The sequence below is a fragment of the Burkholderia sp. Ac-20349 genome, from assembly GCF_017104865.1.
Taxonomy (GTDB): Bacteria; Pseudomonadota; Gammaproteobacteria; order Burkholderiales; family Burkholderiaceae; genus Burkholderia; species Burkholderia aenigmatica.
Window position 1 is genome coordinate 1 of the sequence record NZ_JAAGPM010000128.1, and the last position, 22,177, is coordinate 22,177.

Here is a 22,177-nt window from a genome sequence, read left to right on the forward strand (position 1 = left end):
CGTCCTGCGGCTCGGTGACGCCGGTTGCCACCGTCGCGCTCGCCGCGGTGGCAGCGGCTGCCGCGGCCGGTTCCGCGGCCGCGACGGGCGGCGCGAGATAGCGCTGGGCGAGCGTTTCGTAGAGCGGCGGCGCGAAAAAGCGCGATACGCGGCTCGACACCAACGCAGTGGCCATCAGCGAAATCACGAGTGCATGACCGTTGATCATCTCCATCACGATCACGAACGACGTGATCGGCGACTGCGTGACGGCCGCCATGTAGCCGACCATCGCGAGCGCGATCAGCATCGGCAGGCTCATGTTGCTGAACACGACGTGCAGCAGGTTGCCGAACCCGGCGCCGATCGACAGCGACGGCGCGAAGATCCCGCCCGGGATGCCCGGCAGGTACGACGCGACCATCGATATCATCTTCAGTAACGGGTAGAACACCGACAGATGCTGGCTGCCGTCGAGCAGGCCGCGCGCTTCTGCATAGCCGCTGCCGAAGGTCGTGCCGCCCGATACGAGGCCGACGACGGCGATCGCGAAGCCGCACAGCGCGGCGAACGCGATCGGCCGCTCGCGATACAGGCCCAGCAGCTGCGCGGGCAGCCAGCGTCCCGTGTTGAGCAGCAGCCAGCAGAACAGGCCGCCTGCGATCCCGGTCACGATCGCAGTGACCAGCACGGCGAGCGCCAGCAGTTTCGGGAAATGGGGGCCGGCATCGATCGTGCCGAAATACGTGTAGTTGCCGTTCAGGCCGAGTGCGACGACGCCGGCGAGGATGATCGCGGTGATCAGCACGCCGCTGGCGCGCGCGGAGAAGCTGCGCGTCAGTTCCTCGATCGCGAACACGATCCCGGCGAGCGGCGTATTGAACGCGGCCGACAGCCCGGCCGCCGCGCCGGCCAGTACCAGCTGGCGTTCGATCTGCGCGTTCGAGCGCGGATAGAAGCGCCGCAGGTTGAACATCAGCGCCGCGCCGACCTGCACGGTCGGCCCTTCGCGGCCGATCGTGAAGCCGCCCAGGATGCCGAGGAACGAGACCAGCACCTTGCCGAACAGGATGCGCAGCGTCAGCAGCCGGGAGCCGAACGCGCTCGGGCGCGCGTGCAGCGTCGCAATCACCTGCGGGATGCCGCTGCCCTCGGCGCCGCGGAAGAAGCGGCGCGTGATCCATACCGACAGCGCCGCGATGGCCGGCGTCAGCAGCAGCGGCAGCCACGCGGCGTGATCGCGCATCGTGCGGAAGCTCTCGTAGCCCCAGTCGATCAGGCGCGCGTAAAGCACGGCCGCGAGACCGACGACGATCGCGCCGAGCCAGAAAACGCCGTACTGGCGCCAGATTCTCACCGAGCGTCGGGTGAGGGCGGGAAACAGGGCGGGAAGGGCAGGGCGTGGCATTGGCGCGGGCCGGAAGGCAAAGACACGATTATAAAAAAAGAACCCGGGCGACAATAAGCTCTACAATTCTCGACATATCCAAACGCTTTGTTACAAATGTAATTCAGCGGTAATTCTAAAGCGTCCCCGATCTTATTAGCATGCCGAAATGCACCGCTCCATGTACTCCCCCGCAAACGTGAAACGCATTCTGATCGTGAAAGTGACGTCGCTCGGCGATGTCATCCAGACGCTACCCGTCGTTGCGGATCTCCACCGTGCCTTTCCGGGCGTCGAGGTCGACTGGGCGGTGGACGAGTCGTGTGCCGAGATCGTGCGCTGGCATCCGGGCGTCAGCGCCGTGCTGTGCGCGCCGCTGCGCCGTTTCAAGAAGATGAGAAATACCGGCGACCTGAAGGCGATCTCGGCGTCGATCGGCGCGTTGCGCCGGCATCGCTACGATGCGGTGATCGACCTGCACGGCGTCTACAAGAGCGCGATCATTGCGGCGCTGGCACGTGCCCGGCGTCGAGTCGGTTACCGTACGCCGGATCTCGGCGAAACAGGTGCCCGCTTTGCGTATTCGCATCGCTTCGGCCCGAAGCCGGCCTGCGACGCGTGGCACGGCATGCGTGTCAGCGCGGGCGAGGCGCTTGGCTACACGCCCGAAGGCATTGCGTCGTACGGGATCGTTGCGCCAGACGTATCGTTGCCGCCGATCGTTGCCGAAGGCGCGCCGTTCGTGCTGTTGTTCCACGCCACGTCGAATGCCGACAAGAAATGGCCGGCCGATCATTGGGCCGAACTCGCGACCCGAATGATGGCGCGTGGCTTGCGCGTGCTGCTGCCGTGGGGCTCGCCCGCCGAGCATGGCGATGCGCAGGACATCGCCGCGCGCGCGCCTGGTGCGGTCGTGCTGCCGGCCATGTCGCTGGGCGAACTCGCCGCGGCGATCAGCCGGGCTGCGCTGGTCGTCGGGGTCGACACGGGGCTGGTGCACCTGGCGCACGCGCTGCAGCGCCCGACGGTGATGATGTTCGTGGCCACGTCGCGTGACCACTTCGGTATCGGCGGCGCGCCGCATTCGCTGTCGATCGGCGCCGCCGGCGCGCCGCCGAGCCTGGCCGATGCACTCGCTGCCATCGATGCCGTGGCGCCGGTCTGCGACGTGTTGCCGGTGCACGCCGCCGCCTGACGGTTGCCGGCGGGCTTACGCCAGGATCGCTTCGATGGTGAGCACGGCGGCGATGGCCGCCAGATTCGCGAGCAGTGCCTCGAACACGAGGCCGCGCCACGTCTTCGGCCGGAAGCGCAGCGCGAGCAGCAGCGCGCCACCCAGCGCGAGCGCGAGGATCAGGACGAGATCGGCATTACCGAGGCGAATGTTCATGGCGGCGGCTCCTTCGGGGCGGGATCCCGGGGGCGCGCAGCGGCGCACCCAGGATCGAGTATAGGCAGCGCCGGTCGCCGCACAACCCGGGTCGCCCCGGAGTCTCAGACGAGCGATGCGTCGCGCGTTTCGCGCATCAGCAGCACGCCGATCAGGCTGATTGCCGCCGCAACCGATACATAGCCGCCGACCCACGACAGCCCGCCGCGCGCCGCCAGCAGTTGCGCGATGTACGGCGCGATCGACGCGCCGAGAATCCCGCCGAGGTTGTACGCGACGCCCGCGCCCGTATAGCGGACGTTGGTCGGGAACAGTTCCGGCAGCAGCGCACCCATCGGCGCGAACGTCACGCCCATCAGGAACAGCTCGATCGTCAGGAACAGCGCGACGAGCGGCATCGAGCCGCTGCCGAGCAGCGGCTCCATCGCGAAACCCGACAGCAGCGCGGCGATCGCGCCCACGACGAGCACCGGCTTGCGGCCGAAGCGGTCGGACGCCCATGCGGACAGCGGTGTCGCGAGCCCCATGAACACGACCGCGAAGCACAGCAGGCCGAGGAAGCTCTGGCGCGGAATATGCAGCGCCGACACGCCGTACGACAGCGAGAACACCGTCGAGATGTAGAACAGCGTGTAGCAGACGACCATCGCGAGCGCGCCGAGCAGCGTCGGCTGCCAGTGTTGCGTGATCAGTGTCGCGACCGGCACGCGCACGCGCTCGTTGCGATCGAGCGCGGCCTGGAACGCGGGCGTTTCGGTGATCTTGAGCCGCACGTACAGGCCGAGCGCGACGAGCACCGCGCTGACCAGGAATGGGATGCGCCAGCCCCAGCTGCGGAACTGCTCGTCCGACAGCGACAGCGCGAGCGCGAAGAACAGGCCGTTCGACATCAGGAAGCCGACCGAGGGCCCGAGCTGCGGGAACATCCCGAACCAGCCGCGCTTGCCCTGCGGCGCGTGCTCGGTCGCGAGCAGCGCGGCGCCGCCCCATTCGCCGCCGAGGCCGATCCCCTGGCCGAAGCGCAGCACGCACAGCAGCACCGGCGCGAGCGCGCCGATTGAGTCGTAGCCCGGCACGAAGCCGATGGCGGTGGTCGACACGCCCATCACGAGCAGCGACGCGACGAGCGTCGACTTGCGGCCGATGCGGTCGCCGAAGTGCCCGAACAGGAACGAGCCGATCGGGCGTGCGATGAACGCGATGCCGAACGTGACGAACGCGGACAGCGCCTGTGCGGTCGCGGAGCCGTGCGGGAAGAAGACGGGGCCGATGACGAGCGCGGCGGCCGTCGCGTACACGTAGAAATCGTAGAACTCGATCGCGGTGCCGATGAAGCTCGCGAACACGATGCGCCGGTGGCTGACGGCGCCGGCCGAACCGGTTGCGTGTGCAACGGTCGGGGGGGATGCGGACATGGATGTCTCCGTTTTGTCGTTGGGGCGGTCGGCTGAGCGTGCGGTCGGGCAGGCGGACGCCTGCCGGCGGCAGCCGAGCGGATGATGCGGTGGCGGCGTGGACGCGCGCCGTGGCGCGGACGTCACCCGCCGGTCGACGATGGAGACGGGTATGTCGCCGCCGCCCGGTGCCGGCGTGGTCGGCTCGCATGCCGGGTGGGGCGCGCGAACGCGCGCACGGCGTGATGGCCGCGCGATTGCGGAAAATTATAGCCAGCGCCGCCGCGCACCGGCAATCGCGGGGCGGCGGCCGATCAGTCGATCGATTGCGCCTGCGCCGACGCGGTGCTTTGCAACTGGAAGTGGCCGTCGTCGTTGAAGAGCCAGCCTTCCATCAATTCGAGCCGGCCGTTGCCGTCGAGCAGCCGCGACGGTGGCGGTGGCAGCGGTGCCGCGCGGCGCAGCGACGCGAGTGCGAGCGCTTCCGCTTCGCTGTCGCCGTTGCTGCGATAGACGGACGCGTTGACGAGCCGGCCGCTGCCATCGACGGTGAAGGCCACGACGACGAGCGAGCGGAGCATCGCCTGCGGCGTGCCGCGCAGCATGCCGGACGGATTGCGTTCGGCGACACGCTGCGCGACTTCGACGCGGTACTGGTCGAGGCTGCCGCTGCGGGTGATCGATGGAATCGTCAGGATGGAGTGCAGCGACGGAGGCGGCGTGATCGTGCACGCCGCGAGCATCGCGACGACGGCCAGCGCAACTGCACGCAGCCGGTCGACGCGCGGACGGGGAAGGGGGCGCATGGGGGGCTAGCCAGAAGTGACTATAAAAAAATGATAGGCGCACGGACGCGAGCCGATATCGGGAGAAACGCATAACGGGCGATGCCGGATGATGCGATCGCTGATGACGAGCGAGCGGGCGCCCGTGCATCGCGATGTGACCTGACATGTGACAGCACGCTCGCGTGGCTGCCGCACGTGCACATCCCGGCGTGCGTGTTGCAAGGTTGAAAGAAAGCACGGCGCGCGAGGGGCACGCACGCATTGCGCGATGATCCGGCGGGGCGCAGCGATCGCCGCAGGCAGCACCGCTGCCGACGCCCGCGCAATCTTCAGCAACGCGTGCCGTCCGCTTCAGAATCCGTGCGTGACGAGTGACAGGATCGACAGGTCGGGGTGCGTGCCGTCGATGATGCTCTTGCCGATGTGCACGGCTTCGTGGACGGCTTCGTCGAGGCTCGCGAAGCTTTCCTCGCCGTCCGCGTGGAACGGCACCGCGTGGCCGGGCAATGCAGGATTCGCGCCCGGATGGCATACGTAGCCGGTGTAGGTGTAGCGCGTGTCGCTGCCGGGCACGGCGGCCGGCACGACATGGATCTCGAAGCCTTCGTAATCGACGGGTTCCGTCGGTATCGACAGTTCGGTCATGGCGATCTCCGTGTACCGCACGCAGGGGTGGCGCGCGCGGTATCGAGTACGCGGCGGCGGTCGTGTCGCCGTGTTGATCGAATTCTAGGTGATCGAGCGGCCGGCCGGGAGGCTGCCGGCGCGGTGCCACGTGACGACGGGCGACTGCCCGTGCCCGCGGCTCAGTGGGCGCGCGAGGCCCGGCGCGAACGCACGTGCCGTTTCGACGGACGGCGGCGCGTGCGGCGCTGCATCATTGTTTGCAGCGGGCGTCCTTGCGCTGCACGACGATGATCACCGGATATTTCTGGCCGTGGTCGAGTTCCACGCGTGCCACGACGGTCAGCGTCGCCGGATCGGAATCGTCGTACACGCTGACCTGTTCGTTCCGGAGGTACGTCACGCCGGTGCAGTTCGACGTGCGTCCGTCGTCGCCCACCTTGCACTGGAGGTCGTTGTCTTTCAGGTAGTTGTACGGCGACGGGCTCGCGAGGTATTCGCTCAGGCCGCGCGGTGAGCCGCCGACGCCGGTCACGTAGGCGATCGCGCACGACGCTTGCGCGTCGCTGCCGGAGGCGGTGTCGGCCGTCGCCTGCGTGCTGACGGCAACCAGCAGCGCGGCGAGCGACGAGACGATGAAGGGCTTCATGACGTGGGTTTCCCGTTTCGCGAATCGGAGCGCCGGATTGTAACGGCATCCGGCGAGGCGCGTCCGGAAGTGAGGGCACGGCCACGAGAGTGGTCGACGAGTTGACGATAGAATCGCGGCCTGAGAGCGCCAGCCACCAACTGGTGAAAAAACGACGGCAAAAGAAGCAATAAAGGGATTGGAACGAGTGCGCAGGATATCGTGCGGGCGCTTCAAGGGGGCTGATCTACGCAAACAAGAAGTTCAAGCGATGGCTTGGTGTGCAGCGCGGCGCACTGGCGTCTTCGGACGATACGGCGATCGACAACTCGGTCCAGTCGATGCAGCACGGCCTGTCGGACGGTTCCGAGATTGCGCTGGCACCGGTCATTCGCGCGCTGGTTCCCAGCCTTCAACTCGTGCTCACGTCCGATGACAAGACGGACAGCATCGAATTCAGGTCGGATGCGCCGGACCGCCTGGTTCTGGCGGACTATCAGAAGCGCATGGACTGGATCCAGACGGCAGCAACGAACTACAACGGGTTGATGCAGGGGCCCAGGAAGCCAGTCATGCTCGATTATCTCGGAACGATCAAAAGCTGGGGCGACAGACCCGATACCTGATGAAAAAGACTCATTTCCTTGTACTGATCCTCGGGGCGCTCCTGCTTGGCGTCGTACTCGCATCGCACGACGGGAATGCCCGCTCAACCCTCGACAACCGCAACGGCATGAATTCATCACTTACCGTTATCCGGCTCGGCGATCCCAAGGACTCCGATCTCAACGGTCCGGGCGCGTCCGTCGACAATCATCCGTCAGGTACAAGCTTTTATCAGCATGACTGGATGCGCGGCAATCCCGGCACGGTGAAGTTCATGCAGGGGACGCATGGCTTCGTGCTGGACAACGTGCTGTCCGCGGTGGGTTCAGCGGACAAGGATGTGCCGGGCGGCATCTACACATGGAATATCAATTTTGGCGTCAGCCCCGAGCAGGCCGACACGCATGAGGCCGCATTGGCGCGCATGACGAAACTGTTTCAGGATCTGCGCGCGAACGGCTGGGTCCGGTACATCGACGTCAGCAATCCGCGCCTGACCGGCAAGCAGGCGTGGGACTACATGAAGACGTATTCGATTTATTCCCTCGATTCCGGTTACACACCGACGATCGACGAGTGGAAGGCCGCCGTGAAGGAAATGCCGAGATGGGTGTTTTATGCAGATGGCGCCTATCTGGAGATTTCGCTGTCGGAGAAGAACATGGGCGGCTTTGTCGGGAAGACGACCTATCTTCTGACGGCTCGCATCAGGAACGAGTATGCGTTCTACGGGCTGGGGTATTTCCCCGGGAACGCCGAAAAAATTCGCCACTGGAAGACGCTGTTGCCCGCGGAACTGCAGAAGTACCACGCGAAGCGCATCGCTACCGAGGCCGCCCTGAAGGGGCAGGGCTATACGATCGACACGGCCTACCAGGATCCGCCCATCCAGGCGTTGAAGTGACGTGTCCGCCCATGCGTGACGAGGTGATGCAGGTGATGCGAGCACAGCAGGCAGGAAGGCGCAGATCGTGGTGGGCGACGCGACCAGTCTTGGCGGGCGGGTGATTTCCGGCAGCCCTTCTTCGACATGGGGGCGCGAGGCGATTCCGAGCGCGCGCAAAGGCGGCAAGGTGACCTGTCCGATTGGCGCACCTCATGTCTTCGAGATCGCGGAGGGTTGTGCGAACAGTCTGGATTTCGGTGCGCCGGTTGCGCTGGAAGGGCACACGACGACGTGCGGCGCGGTGCTGCTGGCCCAGCCCGGCAGTGCCGAGTCGTGAACGGCACCGTCGATTGCGCGTGACCACGTACACGAATCGTGTCGACGATGCACCGTGAGCAGCGCAGGCGGATGTCCGCGAGCGCCTGATCGCCGTCGGAAATGAAAAACGGGCCGAGCGGCCCGTTTTCTTTGAAGCTCTGGCGGAAGCGGTGAGATTCGAACTCACGGACAGTTTCCCGTCGCCGGTTTTCAAGACCGGTGCCTTAAACCGCTCGGCCACGCTTCCACACGAGGCGGCATTGTAACCGAAATGCCGCCAGGTTCATTCCTTCAATCGTCGCGCAGGAACAATTCCTGCAGGTCGTTGAGGAAACGCTGGCCGAGCGGCGTCGGCGCGATCTGCGCGAAATCGCGCGCGATCAGCCCGCGCCGTTCCGCTTCCTGCAGTGCCGGTTCGATCGTGCTCATCGGCAGGCCCGTGCGTTCGGCGAAGCTGTGCACGGGGAAGCCCTCGACGAGCCGCAACGTGTTCAGCATGAACTCGAACGGCAGGTCGCGCGCACCGACTTCGCGCTCTTCCTGCACGGCCGTGCCGGCCATCGCCTGTTCGATGAAAGTGGCCGGATGCTTGTAGCGTGCCTGCCGCAGGATCCGGTTCGGGAACGACAGCTTCGTGTGCGCACCCGCACCGATCCCGAGATAGTCGCCGAAGCGCCAGTAGTTCAGGTTGTGCTTGCACTGATGATTCGGCTTCGCATACGCGGACACTTCGTAGCGCCCGTAACCGGCCTCGGCCGTGCGCGCGTGGATCCATTCCTGCATGTCGGCCGATGCGTCGTCGTCGGGCACGACCGGCGGGAACTTCGCGAACAGCGTATTCGGCTCGAGCGTCAGGTGATACAGCGACAGATGCGGGGGCGCGTACGACAGCGCAGTCTCGATGTCGGTACGGCATTCATCGAGCGTCTGGTTCGGCAGCGCGAACATCAGGTCGAGGTTGAAGTTGTCGAAGTTCTTCGCGGCGATCTCGACCGCGGCGCGTGCCTGCGTGGTGTCGTGAATCCGGCCGAGCGCCTTCAGGTGCGTTTCGTTGAAGCTCTGGATGCCGACCGACAGGCGATTCGCGCCGCTCGCGCGGAACTGCGCAAACTTCGCGGCCTCGAACGTGCCCGGATTCGCCTCGAGCGTGATCTCGGCATCGGCGTCGAGCGGCAGCAGCGCGCGCACGTCGGACAGCATCCGGTCGAGGCCGGCTGCCGACAGCAGGCTCGGCGTGCCGCCGCCGATGAACACCGTATGCACCTGCCGGCCCCACACGAGCGGCAGCGCCTGCTCGAGATCGGCGCGCAACGCATCGAGATACTCGGTTTCCGGAAACCGTTCGCCTTTCCACTCGTGCGAGTTGAAATCGCAGTACGGGCACTTGCGCACGCACCACGGGAAATGCACGTACAGCGCGAGCGGCGGCAACGACGTGAGCCGCACCTGGCCGGGCGACGTGAAGGTCGCGACGACGCGCGCGCCGGTTTCCGCGGCCTGGCTCATGCGGCCTCCGTGGGCGAACGGGTATCGGGCATGCTCATGCTTCCTCCGCGAGCCGCGCCAGCAGCGCCTTCAGCGCCAGCGCGCGATGGCTGTGCGTGTTCTTTACGGCCGGCTCGAGTTCGGCGGCCGTCGCGTCGAGCGACGGCAGGTAGAAATACGGGTCGTAGCCGAATCCGTGCTCGCCGCGCGGCGTGTCGACGATCTCGCCCGCCCAGCGCCCTTCGGCGAACAGCGGCTCGGGGTCGTCCGCATGGCGCACGAGCGCGAGCACGCAGCAGTAGTATGCGCGCCGGTCGTCGACGCCACGCAACTGCTCGACGAGATACGCGTTGTTCGCTGCGTCACCCTTGTCGCGGCCCGCGCGCTGCGCGTAGCGGGCCGAATAGACGCCCGGCGCACCGCGCAGCACGCGCACGCACAGGCCCGAATCGTCGGCGATCGCCGGTAGCCCGGTGAGCCGCGATGCGTGGCGCGCTTTCGTCAGCGCATTCTCGATGAAGGTGCCGAACGGTTCTTCCGCCTCGGGCACCGCAAGGTCGCCCTGCGGGACGATCTCGATGCCGACCGTCGAGAACAGCGCGGTGAATTCGCGCAGCTTGCCGGCGTTGTTCGACGCGAGAACGATGCGCGACAGCGGCGCGATGGTGTGATCGTCCGGCATGTCAGGCGCCCAGCACGTCTTTCTGGAGCTGCACGAGCTCGGCGATCCCGCCTTGCGCGAGGTCGAGCAACGCGTTCATCTCGGCGCGCGAGAACGGCGCGCCTTCGGCCGTGCCCTGGACTTCGACGAAGCCGCCGGCGCCCGTCATCACGACGTTCATGTCGGTGTCGCACTGCGAATCTTCCGCGTAATCGAGGTCGAGCACGGGCGCGCCTTCGTACACGCCGACCGAGATCGCGGCGACGTGGTCGGTGATCGGCGAGCGCGTGAGCTTGCCGGCCGCGAGCAGTTTCGACACGGCGTCGTGAGCGGCGACGAACGCGCCGGTGATGCTGGCCGTGCGCGTGCCGCCGTCGGCCTGGATCACGTCGCAGTCGATATGGATCGTGCGGGGGCCGAGCGCCTCGAGGTCGAACACCGCGCGCAGCGCGCGGCCGATCAGGCGCTGAATTTCCTGCGTGCGGCCGGTCTGCTTGCCGCGCGCGGCTTCGCGGTCGCTGCGCGTGTGCGTCGCGCGGGGCAGCATCCCGTACTCGGCGGTCAGCCAGCCTTGCCCGCGGTCGCGCAGGAAGTCGGGCACGCGTTCGGACACGCTGGCGGTGCAGAGCACCTTGGTGTCGCCGAATTCGACCAGTACCGAGCCTTCGGCATGTTTCGTGTAGTGGCGCGTGAGGGCGACCTTGCGCAGTTCGTCGGCGCGGCGGCCGCTCGGGCGGGAAACGGAGGACGTCATGTGGGATTCGCGGAACGGGAGGAAACCCCGATTTTAGCGCTGAACGGCGGGCTTGCCCGGCGGGGTGGTCCGCAAAAATGGGATAATGCGCGCTTCCCGCCCCGCGCTTTCCGATGCGCCGGGCGCCTCGACATATCCCCGCCCGCGAGGGCACCCAGACGGCGAGACGAACCATGATCTACAGCATGACGGGCTACGCGAGCGCAACGCGCGAACTCGCGACGGCCACCGGCAACGGCGGCACCAGCGTGTCGGTCGAACTGCGCACCGTGAACTCGCGCTTCCTCGACCTCAATTTCCGGATGCCGGACGACGTGCGCGCGTGCGAACCCGCGCTGCGCGAAATGCTGATGAACAAGCTGTCGCGCGGCAAGGTCGACATCCGCATCAACCTGCAGCGCGGCGAGCAGAGCATCGGCGCGGGCGCGCTGAACCAGTCGGCGCTCGGCCAGCTCGCCGAGCTCGAGCGTTCGGTGCTCGACACGTTCCCGGGCGTCGGCCGCCTGCGTGCGGGCGAGATCCTGCGCTGGCCCGGCGTGATCGCCGAGAGCGGCGTGTCGGCGGACGCGATCCGCGAGGCGGTGCTCGCGTGCGGCAAGGAAGCGATCGGCGAGCTGGTCGTCGTGCGTTCGCGCGAAGGCGCGCAACTGGCGACGATGCTGCTGTCGAACGTCACCGAGATGGAAGCGATCGTCGCGCGCATCACGCCGCTCGTGCCGGAGCTGATCGCGAAGCACCAGCAGAAGATCGTCGAACGGCTGCAGGAGGCGCTCGGTATCGCGGCGCCTGAAGGCAGCTCGACGATCGTCACGCGCGAGGAAGCCGCGGAGCGCATTCGTCAGGAAGTGACGATGTACGGGATCCGGATCGACATCGCGGAAGAGCTGTCGCGGCTCACCGCGCACCTGAACGAAACGCGTCACGTGATCGAGAAGGGCGGCCGTGTCGGCAAGCGCCTCGACTTCATGATGCAGGAACTGAATCGCGAAGCGAACACGCTCGGCTCGAAGGCGGCGGCGAAGGAACTCGCCGACGCATCGATGGCACTCAAGCTGCTGATCGAGCAGATGCGCGAGCAAGTGCAAAACCTGGAGTAAAGCAACATGACGGAATCTCATCGCGACGCCCACGCGTCGCATTCGCTGCACGGCGGCGTCTATCCCGGCAACCTGTTCATGGTCGTCGCGCCGTCGGGCGCCGGCAAGTCGACGCTCGTGAATGCGCTGCTGTCGAAGGACAACGACATCTGCCTGTCGATCTCGTACACGACGCGCAAGCCGCGCCCGGGCGAGCAGGACGGCCGGCACTATCACTTCACGACGGTCGAGGATTTCCGCACGCGCCACGCGACGCACGAATTCCTCGAGAGCGCGGAAGTGCACGGCAACTACTACGGCACGTCGCGCGTCTGGATCGAAGAGCAGATGAAGAACGGCCACGACGTGCTGCTCGAGATCGACTGGCAGGGCGCGCTGCAGGTGAAGAAGCAGTTCCGCAACGCGGTCGGCATCTTCATCCTGCCGCCGTCGCTCGACGCGCTCGAAGAGCGTCTGAAGAAGCGCGGCCAGGACGAACCGAACGTGATCACGCGCCGCCTGCTTGCCGCCGGCAGCGAGATCGCACACGCGTCGGAAGCGGAATACGTGGTGATCAACGAGAATTTCGAGCGTGCGCTTGCCGAGCTCGAATGCATCGTCGCCGCCACGCGCCTGCGCTTTGCTTCGCAGTACGCGCGACACACGGAGCTGTTCATCGAGCTCGGCATCCATCTGCCCCACGCGGAATGACGCGGGGGACGAGGGACATAAGGTAGAATAAGGACTATATTCAGAAGGAATTACCAACATGGCTCGCATTACCGTCGAAGACTGCCTGAAGCAAATCCCGAACCGCTTCGAACTGGCGCTCGCCGCCACCTATCGCGCGCGGCAGCTCGCGCAAGGCCATACGCCGAAGATCGAAAGCCGCGACAAGCCGACCGTCGTCGCGCTGCGCGAAATCGCTGCCGGCCAGGTCGGCGTCGAGATGCTGAAGAAGGTGCCGGTGTAACGCGCATCCGGCCCGTTCCAGCCATGTAATCCACGCGCGCAACGACTCGACCTGGAGGCGAATATGAGCACCACCCCATCGTCCGCCTCCGCGGATTCGACCACCGAAGCCACGGCCCAGTCGCCTGCGCGCCAGTACATCGACGCGGTCCTCGAACAGTCCTTCCGGCATCTGTTCGGGCCGACCGCCACACCGGAGCAGCCTCGCAAGCACGGCGTCGTTTCGATCGCGAAACTGACGGCCGCGCTTGCCGAGTATCTTCCTCCGGAAGAAATCAAAGAGGTCAAGGCGGCGTTCCACTTCAGCGACGAAGCCCACCTCGGTCAATATCGCCAGAGCGGCGAACCCTATATCACCCATCCTGTCGCCGTCGCGGAAATCTGCGCCGGCTGGAAGCTCGACGCACAGGCCGTCATGGCGGCGCTCCTGCACGACGTGATGGAAGATCAGGGCGTGACCAAGAGCGAGCTGGCCGAACGGTTCGGCCCGAAGGTCGCCGAACTGGTCGACGGCCTGTCGAAGCTCGACAAGATGGAGTTCCGCAGCCGCGAAGAAGCGCAGGCGGAAAACTTCCGCAAGATGCTGCTCGCGATGGCACGCGATGTGCGCGTCATTCTCGTCAAGCTCGCCGACCGCCTGCACAACATGCGCACGCTCGGCGCGGTGCCGATGGAAAAGCGCCGCCGCGTCGCGCGGGAAACGCTCGACATCTACGCGCCGATCGCGCACCGCCTCGGGTTGAACAATACGTATCGCGAGCTGCAGGACATGAGCTTCGCGAACTTCAACCCGCATCGCTACGCGACGCTCGAGAAGGCCGTGAAGGCCGCGCGCGGCAATCGTCGCGAAGTGATCAGCAAGATCCTCGAGGCCGCGCAGCGCGCGATGGCCGACGCGAAGATCGACGCCGAGATCACGGGCCGCGAGAAGACCATCTACAGCGTCTACCGCAAGATGCGCGACAAGCAGCTGTCGTTCTCGCAGGTGCTCGACGTGTACGGTTTTCGCGTCGTCGTCGACAGCCCGCTCGACTGCTACACATGCATCGGCGCGCTGCACGCGCTGTACAAGCCCGTCCCTGGCAAGTTCAAGGACTACATCGCGATCCCGAAGATCAACGGCTACCAGTCGCTGCACACCACGCTGGTCGGCCCGTTCGGCGCGCCGATCGAGTTCCAGGTGCGCACGCGCAAGATGCACGAAATCGCCGAGGCGGGCGTCGCCGCGCACTGGCTGTACAAGAACGGCAGCGCGGATCTCAGCGACGTGCAGAAGCGCGCGCACCAGTGGCTGAAGTCGCTGCTCGACATCCAGAGCGAAGCCGGCGATTCGAGCGAATTCCTCGAGCACGTGAAGATCGACCTGTTCCCGGATGCGGTCTACGTGTTCACGCCGAAGTCGAAGATCATGGCGCTGCCGCGCGGCGCGACGGCACTCGATTTCGCGTATTCGATCCACAGCGATCTCGGCAACCAGTGCGTGGCCGTGAAGATCAACAACGAGCTGCTGCCGCTGCGCACCGAGCTGAAGAGTGGCGACATCGTCGAGGTGATCACCGCGCCGTACTCGAAACCGAACCCCGCGTGGCTCGGGTTCGTGCGCACGGGCAAGGCGCGTTCGGCGATCCGTCACTATCTGAAGACGATGCGCCTGAACGAGTCGGTGCAGCTCGGCGAGCGTCTCGTCGACCAGAGTTTGAAGGGCTACGGTCTCGCGCTCGCCGACGTCACGCCGGAAGTGTGGGAGAAGCTCGTGCAGTGGACGGGCAACAAGAGCCGTCAGGAAATCTTCGCGGACATCGGCCTCGGCCGTCGCGTGGCCGCGGTGATGGCCAAGCGCATCGAGGTGCTGATGAGCGGCCGTGATGCGGACGACGATCTGCCGAAGTCCGAGCGCCATCCCGCGCACCATGCGCCGCCGGTCGTGATTACCGGCACCGAAGGGATGTCGGTGCAGTTGTCCGCGTGCTGCCGGCCGATTCCGGGCGACGCGATCATGGGCTACATCGGCATTGGCCTGGGGATGGCGATTCATACGACCGATTGCCGCGTGGCGCAGCGGATTCATCGCCGCGATCCGGGCCGCTGGATCGACGTCGAATGGGCGCCGCAGCCGGGCCGCCTGTTCGACGTCGCGGTGAAGGCGCTCGTGAAGAACACGAAGGGCATCTTTGCGCGCGTGGCGGCGGACATCACGTCGGCCGATGCGAACATCGTGCATATCGCGATGGACGAGGATCTGACCCACGAATCGACGGTGCTGCGCTTCGTGATCCAGGTCAGCGACCGCGTGCACCTCGCGAACGTGATGCGGCGCGTGCGCACCAATCCGGACGTGATGCGGATCATGCGCGAGCGTTCGACCGACGACGGCGCGCATGCGCGTCACGACGGCGGTATGCGCATCGAGCGCGAGCGGCAGGATTACTGACGCGTTCTTGCGTGACGAACGATGCGACGGCGGCCATGGGCCGCCGTTTTCATTGGTGCCTGCGGTGCGATGGCGCGAGCCTGACTGATGGCATCTTTCAGAAGCCGATCGGGTGCGGCGGTGTCGTGCCGCTCATGGAGGGAGAAGGGGAGGCAGAAAAGAAAAAGGGCTTTCCCGGAGGAAAGCCCTTTTAAGGTGGCGCGGCTGGCAGGATTCGAACCCACGACCCCTTGGTTCGTAGCCAAGTACTCTATCCAACTGAGCTACAGCCGCACGCAAAGCGGTACTACTTCAACTGTCGGAACCTTCTACGATGGGAAGGCCCCCAAAAAGGTGGCGCGGCTGGCAGGATTCGAACCCACGACCCCTTGGTTCGTAGCCAAGTACTCTATCCAACTGAGCTACAGCCGCACGCAAAACAAAACTTCTACTGCTTCGAACTGAAAGGGCCTTCGGATCAGAAGGCCCTCGAAAAAAGTGGCGCGGCTGGCAGGATTCGAACCCACGACCCCTTGGTTCGTAGCCAAGTACTCTATCCAACTGAGCTACAGCCGCACGCAGAAGCGAAATTATAGCAGGGTTGTATAAAAAAGGAAGCCTTATTCGCGAATTGTTCTGCAAGACCTTGCCGGGGCGCCCTTCGTGTACCCTTGGAGCATCAGTCATCCACGTTGAACCCGCATCATGAACAAGGCGTTTGTCAAAGAGTCGGACGGCGACGACGACGATCTCGACCAGGCCCAGCCGGCGATTCCGGCGGGCGCGAAGAACTACATCACGCCGGCCGGCCACAAGCGGCTGAGGGACGAACTGCTGAACCTGATCGACGTCGAGCGTCCCGAGGTCGTGCGGCTCGTGTCCTGGGCCGCATCGAACGGCGACCGGTCGGAGAACGGCGACTACATCTACGGCAAGCGGCGGCTCCGCGAGATCGATCGCCGCATCCGCTTCCTGACGAAACGGCTCGATCTTGCCGAAGTCGTCGATGCGAGCCGGCAGGAGAACGTCGACCAGGTGTTTTTCGGCGCAACGGTCGATTACGGGACGCCGGACGGCGAGGATCACACGATCACGATCGTCGGGATCGACGAGGTCGATCTCGATCACGGCTGCGTCAGCTGGATCTCGCCGGTCGCGCGTGCGCTGATCAAGGCGAAAATCGGCGATACCGTCACGCTGATGACGCCGGCCGGCCCGCAGCCGATCGACGTGCTCGACGTCCGTTACCCCGCGCCGGGCAACGCCTGAGCGACGCTCGGGCTCAGCCCGGAAAAGAAAAAGCGCCCCGCTGGGGCGCTTCGTCATCCGGCGTGCGGCGGATGTGCCGGTCGCTCAGAAGCGATGGCGCAGGCCGGCCGTGACCGCGATCTGCTTGTTGCTCGACGAAGCACCACCGAGGCCGTTGACATAGGCGCCGATGCCCAGGCCGTCCGTGCTGACGCGCTGATACACGCCTTGCACGTACACGTCGGTCCGCTTGGACAGTGCATAGTCGGTCTGCAGGTTGAACTGATTCCAGCCCGGATGACGCCCGTCCAGGAAGCCGGCGGTGTATGTGTACGACCCGGCCAGCGACAGGGCCGGCGTGAGCGCGTAGCGCGCGTTCACCTCGTAGTTGTTGAAGCGGGCAAACGTGCCGTCGAGACCCAGGCCGTTCGACACGCCCGAGGCACCCGCGGAGATGCCGAGCGCCCGGTTCACACGCGATTGCGTGAACACGAAGCCGGCCGTTGCCGGGCCGTATGTGTAGTTCAGGCCGCCGCCGAACACGCGCTGACGCTTGCCGACGAACGTGTTGTCGCCTGCTACCGCGCCGCCGCTGTTGGTGACCGCGGCCGACGTGAGGCCCGTGATGTCATTGTTCAACTGCAGGTAGCCAGCGCCGATATTGAAGCCGGCGTAGGTGTACGACACGCCCGCGCTGTACGCGCGATTGTTCGAGAACTGGTTGCTGTTCGAGAAGCCGTACAACGCGCCGAACTTCAGGCCGCCGTAATTGATGCTCGTATACTTGACGGCGTTATTGATCCGGAACGAATTGTTCAGGTTGTCGTTATCGAACGGGTGGGCAAACTGGGTGCCGCCGAATTGCGTACCGGTCAGCGACAGTGGCCCGATGTAGTCGACGACGCTGTCGTATTGGCGACCGAGAGTGACGGCGCCAAACTGGTCATGAGACAAGCCGACGAACGCCTGGCGGCCGAATTCGCGGCCATTCTGGCCGAGCGTGCCGTTGGCGATGTTGAAGCCGTTTTCCAACACGAAGATTGCTTTCAGGCCGCCACCGAGATCTTCCGTGCCGCGCAGGCCCCAGCGGCTGCCGTTGATCTGGCCGCTGCGTTCCGACCATGAGCTGTGACCACCCTGGTTGTTGGTATAGGTGATGCCTGCGTCGATCAGGCCATAGAGCGTCACGCTGCTCTGAGCATGGGCTGCTGTAACGAAGACACCCGACAACGCGGTGACGATCAGGGTTTTTTTCATGGATCTGTCTCCAAACAGGATGATGTCGATCGAACCTGCTGCGGACTGGCATGTTTTGCTTGACGCTGCGGCCGGTCCGGCAGAGCGGCGGTGCGCTTATCAATAAGCCATCTGCAGTGTACGGAGTGCGTGGAGCGGGGGACGATCACGCTTTAAGCAATAATATATTTTGGAATCCGCAAAGATTGTCGAGGCAGCGCAAACGATTGCCCATCAAGGGTTTGCGGCACTGCAGCGAAGAAAAATGGCGATTAGGACTACGGAACGGGCGTTGCGCGATCGCGACAGGGAGTCAGCAGCAGGCGAGGGCGGTCATAGCGCGATTATTGACACATCGGCAATAGAGGTTTGTGTGGAGCATGAATAATGAAAGGTTGTTCTCTCGCTATACTGCGATCTCTGCTTTCCGAAGCAGACTTTTTCGTTGACGGAAAAGATCTCCAAACCTTTGTCGGCGCGACTTCCCAGTCGCGCTTTTTTTTTGCCCCGTCACGCCGCGTGCTATTGCGCGTATGAGCGCCGCTTGCGCTTGGCCGCAGGTGCGGCTTCCTTGGCTTCGTTGGGGGGCGGTGTGTAGGTCCAGTCTTCCATCACGTAGTGACGGGCATCGAGTGGCGATGCGAGCAGGTTTTGCCAGTGATCGCCGTGCCAGGTCGTATCGAATTCGGTGTCACATGGCGCTTCGCGCGCAGACTCGGCCAGGGCGCGGGACTTGCGGCGTACGCGTCCGATCCGGCTCGCGAAGCGCTTGATTCCGTCCAGCCACATGACCTTCTCCTTCCTTCCGACGTTAAGTGAGCATCGCAATGTCCCCGCGTTTCCGCAACCCGGAAAAAACCCGAGGATTTTACCGAGCCGATTTGTCCCCGGTAGAAATTTCACGGCCGAGATTATTGATGCTCCGGTCCCGGTAATGTTGACAGGTTTTTGATGCGAATCAATTAATCAAAGGCGATGGTGTACCGATTCCAATGGTATTAGCGCTTTTTTGATAAAACGTTCGTCAAAAATTTTCTTGACGCACCCGGATTGTCCAATTTATAAAGTCAGCACTCCGTCCTCGGGCGGCGTGCTGGTGCGGGTGCTGGCGCAATGTTTCGGGATTTCGGGAAACGGCTATAAAAATAGCTTTTTTGATCTAATCGAGTGGGGAACGAAGACATGGATACCGGTATCGTGAAATGGTTTAACGATGCTAAAGGTTTCGGCTTTATTACGTCGGACAATGGTGGTGAAGATTTGTTTGCGCACTTTTCCGAAATCAAGATGGACGGCTTCAAGACGTTGAAGGAAAACCAGCGTGTTTCGTTCGACGTGAAAGTCGGGCCGAAAGGCAAGCAGGCAGCGAATATCCAGGCGGTCTGACGCGCCACGCATTGCCGATCACGTCCGGCCCCCGCATTGCGGGGGCTTTTTGCTTTTCGGGGGCGGAACATTTCGGTTCGGGCTGGCCGCGAACAGGGATGCCGGTGCATACTCACGGAAGCATCGTTTCCCAGTCTTTTCATGTCTGATTCCCCCCGTCCGTCCGATCCCGCCAGCGAACAGCCGCTCGTTTTCGTCGACCTTGAAACCACGGGCGGCTCGCCCGCCGAACACCGCATCACCGAAATCGGTGTGGTCGAAATCGGCCCGCTAGGCGTGTCGACGTGGACGACGCTCGTCGATCCGGGCCAGTCGATTCCGCCGTTCATCCAGCAGCTGACGGGCATTTCGGACGACATGGTGCGCGACGCGCCGTCGTTTGCGTCGCTGGCGCCGGCGTTGTTCGAGCGGCTCGACGGCAAGCTGTTCGTCGCGCACAACGCGAGTTTCGACCGCGGCTTCCTGCGGGCCGAATTCGAGCGCGCCGGCTTCGCGTTCAATCCTGACGTGCTGTGTACGGTGCGGCTGTCGCGTGCGCTGTTCCCGCGCGAAGCGCGGCACGGGCTCGACGCGTTGATCGAACGCCACGGCCTCGTGCCGGCTGCGCGCCACCGGGCGCTGGCGGATGCCGATCTCCTGTGGCAGTTCTGGCGCCTGTTGCACGATATCGTGCCGCTCGAGCGGCTGCGCGACCAGATCGCGCGCACGACGCGCCACTTCCGTCTGGGCGGCGACCTGACCGAAGCCTGGCTCGATACCGCGCCGGCCGGATGTGGCGCGTATGCGCTGTTCGGGGAGGAGGACGCGCCGCTGTATGTCGGACGCAGCGTACGCGTGCGGCAGCGGCTGCGTGCACTGCTGACCGGCGAGCGCCGTTCGTCGAAGGAAATGCGGCTTGCGCAGCAGGTGCGCCGGGTCGAATGGCGCGAGACCGGCAACGAGCTGGGGGCAATGCTTGCCGAAGCGCAATGGATCGCACGGCTGCGGCCGTCGTACAACCGGCGCCCGGTGGCCGACGCCCGCGCCGGTGGTGCACCCTGGCCGTTCGAAGGCGCCGTCGCGTTCGAGGCGAGCGGCGAGCGCCGCCTGTTTCATGTGATCGATGGCTGGCGCTATCTCGGCGTGGCGGAATCGCTCGACGCGGCCGCGCGGCTCGCGGCCGACGGGACGGATGGTGCGTTCGAACCCTTCACCCACCGCCTGCTGCAGACGCATCTCGCACGCGGCCTGCAACTGATTCCGCTCGCCGTGCTCACGCCGGCGGGGCAGGCAGGTTAAATCAAGCGCGGCCGCGCGATCCGCGCCTGCTGCGTCAACCGATCGCGCTTGCGCCGCCGGCCGAGCAGACGTGCGACAGCGCGGTGTCGAGTGCCTGCGTTTGCGTGGAGTCGTAGCGCGTGAGCGTTTTCCAGTTCGCGATGCTGCGCGCGAGCCGCGCCTGACAATCAGGCGCATCGCGCAGCGGTCCAACCTGCGCGAGCCCTGCGAGCATTTTCTGCGTCAGCCGGTCGAGCGCAGGGCGCGTGCTGGTCGCGAGATCGGGCGGCGTGCCTTCCGGCGGCCGCGTCGCACGCCAGGTCGCGAACAGCGCGTTCTGCACATCCTTGCTCGCGGTGATCTGATCCTCGAAGAACGTCCGCGCGAACGCGGGATCGACGCCGGCTTGTGCCGCGCGCTGCTCGACCGAGGCGAGCAGCGCCGCTTCGCGCGGCCGGTCCTCGATTGCCTTGTGATTGGCCCATTTCCATCGAGCGACCGGTTCGGCGAGCGCGAGACGCTGCGACGCGAGTGCAACGAGGTTGGTGAGGGCGGTGTCGTCGCCGTCTGCATTGGCGATACGCGGGGACGAAAAGAGGGCGACGCCGAGCGCGGCGACAGCGAGGCTGGCACGAATGGCTTGCTTCATCGGAACGATCGGGAGAGCCGGGCGGGCCGGACGTGGAAAACCAGAAGAATAGACGAAGACAGTCGCGCGGCGTAGCGCAGCGACCGGAGAATCAGCAGGCGAGCTGATCCGGCACCGTCAGGCTGTTGCGGCCCGGGTGCGAGGCGAATTGCGCGCGATGCGCAGTGATGAACCGCACGATAGCGATGATCGACACGTGGCGGTTACAGAACCGGACGGGCGTTCACTTCGGCGAGTACAGCTTGTGCTGCTCGTCGAAGAATGCCCGCACGTGGTCAGGCAATTCGGCGAGGAATTCCACGCCGACGGGTTCCGGATCCGGGCTCATCACTTGCTCGGGCGGTGGCATGCGAGTTGGTCTTTCGTCCATGGTCATTTCTCCAGCAGGTTCGATGATTATCAACCTCGCGCTTGGATTTATGCCAGTGGCGAATCGTTAGATTTTGTCTCTGTTGTATTAACGGCACATGCGCTCTGACGCGCGCTGCGATGCCGACTATTGCATCGTACGGAATCGGCAACAATCGGGTCGCTTGTTATACTTGCGCGCACTTTTTCCTGGACCGCGATGAAACGGACGACGCGATGGATCGGCCTCGTATGGCTGGCGCTGGTACTGAACGTACTGTCGCCCGTCATCGGCTATGCGCGTCTCGCATCGAGCGGCTCCGGCGAGCTCACGCTCGAATTGTGCAGTGCAGCGGGCGCCCGCCAGGTCGTGCTCGCGCAGGCGGGCGGCGATCACGATACGTCGTCGTTCGACCATGCCGGCATGGCGCACTGCGTGTACTGCCCCGGCTTCGCGGCGAACGTGGCGCTCGGGTCGAGCCCGCCCGCGCTGCCGGGCTTCGTGCGGACGTTCGCCTATCGCGCGGCCGCCCCCGTCGTTCCCGATTGTCCCCGCACGGGCATCCGTCTCGCGCCGGCCTGCGCCGCCGCGATGATGTTCTCCTTCTTCGACTCGGCCGTGACCATCAGCACCGGCAGGTGCGTGAGCGTCGCGTCCGCGCGGATTTCCTTCAGCATCGCGAGGCCGTCGAGGT

At 65.0% G+C, this 22,177-nt stretch carries 25 protein-coding genes, 4 tRNA genes and 2 pseudogenes; 13 read left to right on the forward strand and 18 right to left on the reverse strand.

The features are described from left to right. Positions 1-1,387, reverse strand: a 1,387-nt coding sequence (locus G3N61_RS30345; RefSeq protein ID WP_205824270.1) for a chloride channel protein, incomplete at its 3' end; no start/stop codon positions are given. Positions 1,388-1,565: 178 nt separating this feature from the next. Here G3N61_RS30345 and waaC point away from each other — a divergent pair. Then, entirely contained in the window at positions 1,566-2,561 is a 996-nt protein-coding gene (gene waaC / locus G3N61_RS30350) for a lipopolysaccharide heptosyltransferase I (protein ID WP_043183086.1), read from the forward strand. Positions 2,562-2,576: 15 nt separating this feature from the next. Here the strand turns inward: waaC and G3N61_RS30355 are convergent, their stop codons facing one another. The 5 genes from G3N61_RS30355 to G3N61_RS30375 all read right to left on the reverse strand — a co-directional run bounded on the left by G3N61_RS30355 (position 2,577) and on the right by G3N61_RS30375 (position 6,211). Next, positions 2,577-2,756: a hypothetical protein gene (locus tag G3N61_RS30355; RefSeq protein ID WP_043181750.1), complete on the reverse strand. Its 180-nt coding sequence runs from the start codon at positions 2,754-2,756 to the stop codon at positions 2,577-2,579. A gap of 104 nt (positions 2,757-2,860) precedes the next feature. Continuing rightward, complete coding sequence (locus G3N61_RS30360; protein ID WP_089450099.1) at positions 2,861-4,171, reverse strand: MFS transporter; 1,311 nt, start codon at positions 4,169-4,171, stop codon at positions 2,861-2,863. A 293-nt stretch (positions 4,172-4,464) separates the two neighbouring features. Next, positions 4,465-4,956, reverse strand: a complete 492-nt coding sequence (locus G3N61_RS30365; protein WP_089450100.1) for an energy transducer TonB — start codon at positions 4,954-4,956, stop codon at positions 4,465-4,467. A 333-nt stretch (positions 4,957-5,289) separates the two neighbouring features. Beyond that, entirely contained in the window at positions 5,290-5,583 is a 294-nt protein-coding gene (locus tag G3N61_RS30370; protein ID WP_089450101.1) for a hypothetical protein, read from the reverse strand. Positions 5,584-5,815: 232 nt separating this feature from the next. Next, positions 5,816-6,211: a hypothetical protein gene (locus tag G3N61_RS30375; protein WP_043181759.1), complete on the reverse strand. Its 396-nt coding sequence runs from the start codon at positions 6,209-6,211 to the stop codon at positions 5,816-5,818. 260 nt (positions 6,212-6,471) lie between these two features. Here G3N61_RS30375 and G3N61_RS30380 point away from each other — a divergent pair, with 260 nt between their 5' ends. The 3 genes from G3N61_RS30380 (at position 6,472) to G3N61_RS30390 (ending at position 8,019) form a co-directional block, all read left to right on the forward strand. Then, positions 6,472-6,816: a hypothetical protein gene (locus tag G3N61_RS30380; RefSeq protein WP_205824271.1), complete on the forward strand. Its 345-nt coding sequence runs from the start codon at positions 6,472-6,474 to the stop codon at positions 6,814-6,816. Then, complete coding sequence (locus G3N61_RS30385) at positions 6,816-7,700, forward strand: hypothetical protein (RefSeq protein ID WP_205824272.1); 885 nt, start codon at positions 6,816-6,818, stop codon at positions 7,698-7,700. Before G3N61_RS30380 ends, G3N61_RS30385 begins: the two co-directional genes overlap by 1 nt. 70 nt (positions 7,701-7,770) lie before the next feature. Then, positions 7,771-8,019 (forward strand): PAAR domain-containing protein, encoded by a 249-nt coding sequence (locus G3N61_RS30390; RefSeq protein ID WP_346778596.1) that lies wholly within the window; start codon positions 7,771-7,773, stop codon positions 8,017-8,019. Positions 8,020-8,159: 140 nt separating this feature from the next. Here G3N61_RS30390 and G3N61_RS30395 read toward each other — a convergent pair. The 4 genes from G3N61_RS30395 to rph form a co-directional block, all read right to left on the reverse strand. Next, positions 8,160-8,247, reverse strand: a tRNA-Ser gene (locus G3N61_RS30395). 44 nt (positions 8,248-8,291) lie between these two features. Continuing rightward, on the reverse strand, positions 8,292-9,506 hold the full coding sequence (hemW, locus tag G3N61_RS30400) for a radical SAM family heme chaperone HemW (RefSeq protein ID WP_205824273.1): 1,215 nt from the start codon (positions 9,504-9,506) through the stop codon (positions 8,292-8,294). A gap of 34 nt (positions 9,507-9,540) precedes the next feature. Continuing rightward, positions 9,541-10,167 carry an RdgB/HAM1 family non-canonical purine NTP pyrophosphatase gene (rdgB, locus tag G3N61_RS30405; RefSeq protein WP_205824274.1) on the reverse strand — a complete coding sequence of 209 codons (627 nt, stop codon included), beginning with the start codon at positions 10,165-10,167 and terminating at the stop codon, positions 9,541-9,543. A gap of 1 nt (position 10,168) precedes the next feature. After that, positions 10,169-10,900 carry a ribonuclease PH gene (gene rph, locus G3N61_RS30410; RefSeq protein WP_043181765.1) on the reverse strand — a complete coding sequence of 244 codons (732 nt, stop codon included), beginning with the start codon at positions 10,898-10,900 and terminating at the stop codon, positions 10,169-10,171. A gap of 173 nt (positions 10,901-11,073) precedes the next feature. Between rph and G3N61_RS30415 the strand changes: the two genes are divergently transcribed. The 5 genes from G3N61_RS30415 (at position 11,074) to G3N61_RS30435 (ending at position 15,573) form a co-directional block, all read left to right on the forward strand. Continuing rightward, positions 11,074-11,997 (forward strand): YicC/YloC family endoribonuclease, encoded by a 924-nt coding sequence (locus G3N61_RS30415; RefSeq protein WP_043181767.1) that lies wholly within the window; start codon positions 11,074-11,076, stop codon positions 11,995-11,997. Between the two features lie 6 nt (positions 11,998-12,003). Then, complete coding sequence (gene gmk, locus G3N61_RS30420; RefSeq protein ID WP_043181770.1) at positions 12,004-12,687, forward strand: guanylate kinase; 684 nt, start codon at positions 12,004-12,006, stop codon at positions 12,685-12,687. A 58-nt stretch (positions 12,688-12,745) separates the two neighbouring features. Further along, a complete protein-coding gene (gene rpoZ / locus G3N61_RS30425; protein WP_006025620.1) occupies positions 12,746-12,949 on the forward strand; it encodes a DNA-directed RNA polymerase subunit omega in 204 nt (67 codons plus the stop codon). Between the two features lie 63 nt (positions 12,950-13,012). Beyond that, a complete protein-coding gene (locus G3N61_RS30430; RefSeq protein ID WP_043181772.1) occupies positions 13,013-15,379 on the forward strand; it encodes a bifunctional (p)ppGpp synthetase/guanosine-3',5'-bis(diphosphate) 3'-pyrophosphohydrolase in 2,367 nt (788 codons plus the stop codon). 11 nt (positions 15,380-15,390) lie between these two features. Then, positions 15,391-15,573, forward strand: a complete 183-nt coding sequence (locus G3N61_RS30435; protein ID WP_143330975.1) for a hypothetical protein — start codon at positions 15,391-15,393, stop codon at positions 15,571-15,573. 2 nt (positions 15,574-15,575) lie between these two features. Here the strand turns inward: G3N61_RS30435 and G3N61_RS30440 are convergent. The 3 genes from G3N61_RS30440 to G3N61_RS30450 form a co-directional block, all read right to left on the reverse strand. Beyond that, positions 15,576-15,652: transfer RNA gene (locus tag G3N61_RS30440), tRNA-Arg, on the reverse strand. Positions 15,653-15,713: 61 nt separating this feature from the next. Continuing rightward, positions 15,714-15,790, reverse strand: a tRNA-Arg gene (locus G3N61_RS30445). Positions 15,791-15,857: 67 nt separating this feature from the next. Then, positions 15,858-15,934: transfer RNA gene (locus tag G3N61_RS30450), tRNA-Arg, on the reverse strand. A gap of 129 nt (positions 15,935-16,063) precedes the next feature. On the opposite strand from G3N61_RS30450, the gene greB reads away from it, so the two are divergent. Further along, positions 16,064-16,627, forward strand: coding sequence for a transcription elongation factor GreB (greB, locus tag G3N61_RS30455; RefSeq protein ID WP_043181776.1), 564 nt, complete (start codon positions 16,064-16,066; stop codon positions 16,625-16,627). 84 nt (positions 16,628-16,711) lie between these two features. On the opposite strand, the gene G3N61_RS30460 is transcribed toward greB, so the two are convergent. Together G3N61_RS30460 and G3N61_RS30465 are read right to left on the reverse strand one after the other, a co-directional pair. Then, complete coding sequence (locus G3N61_RS30460; protein WP_089450104.1) at positions 16,712-17,863, reverse strand: porin; 1,152 nt, start codon at positions 17,861-17,863, stop codon at positions 16,712-16,714. A 501-nt stretch (positions 17,864-18,364) separates the two neighbouring features. Beyond that, entirely contained in the window at positions 18,365-18,631 is a 267-nt protein-coding gene (locus G3N61_RS30465) for a hypothetical protein (protein WP_205824275.1), read from the reverse strand. Positions 18,632-19,024: 393 nt separating this feature from the next. Here G3N61_RS30465 and G3N61_RS30470 point away from each other — a divergent pair, with 393 nt between their 5' ends. After that, on the forward strand, positions 19,025-19,228 hold the full coding sequence (locus G3N61_RS30470; protein WP_011351289.1) for a cold-shock protein: 204 nt from the start codon (positions 19,025-19,027) through the stop codon (positions 19,226-19,228). A gap of 141 nt (positions 19,229-19,369) precedes the next feature. After that, complete coding sequence (locus G3N61_RS30475; RefSeq protein ID WP_205824276.1) at positions 19,370-20,506, forward strand: exonuclease domain-containing protein; 1,137 nt, start codon at positions 19,370-19,372, stop codon at positions 20,504-20,506. Between the two features lie 34 nt (positions 20,507-20,540). On the opposite strand, the gene G3N61_RS30480 is transcribed toward G3N61_RS30475, so the two are convergent. Both G3N61_RS30480 and G3N61_RS30485 read right to left on the reverse strand, forming a co-directional pair. Then, on the reverse strand, positions 20,541-21,134 hold the full coding sequence (locus G3N61_RS30480) for a chorismate mutase (RefSeq protein ID WP_205824277.1): 594 nt from the start codon (positions 21,132-21,134) through the stop codon (positions 20,541-20,543). A gap of 223 nt (positions 21,135-21,357) precedes the next feature. After that, positions 21,358-21,504, reverse strand: a complete 147-nt coding sequence (locus G3N61_RS30485; protein ID WP_006756195.1) for a hypothetical protein — start codon at positions 21,502-21,504, stop codon at positions 21,358-21,360. A gap of 198 nt (positions 21,505-21,702) precedes the next feature. Here G3N61_RS30485 and G3N61_RS30490 point away from each other — a divergent pair. Continuing rightward, positions 21,703-22,056, forward strand: a pseudogene (locus G3N61_RS30490) (DUF2946 domain-containing protein); the annotation flags it as partial. On the opposite strand, the pseudogene G3N61_RS39760 reads toward G3N61_RS30490, so the two are convergent. Continuing rightward, positions 22,053-22,177 (reverse strand): annotated as a pseudogene (locus tag G3N61_RS39760) (two-component system response regulator); the annotation flags it as partial. The pseudogenes G3N61_RS30490 and G3N61_RS39760 overlap by 4 nt on opposite strands.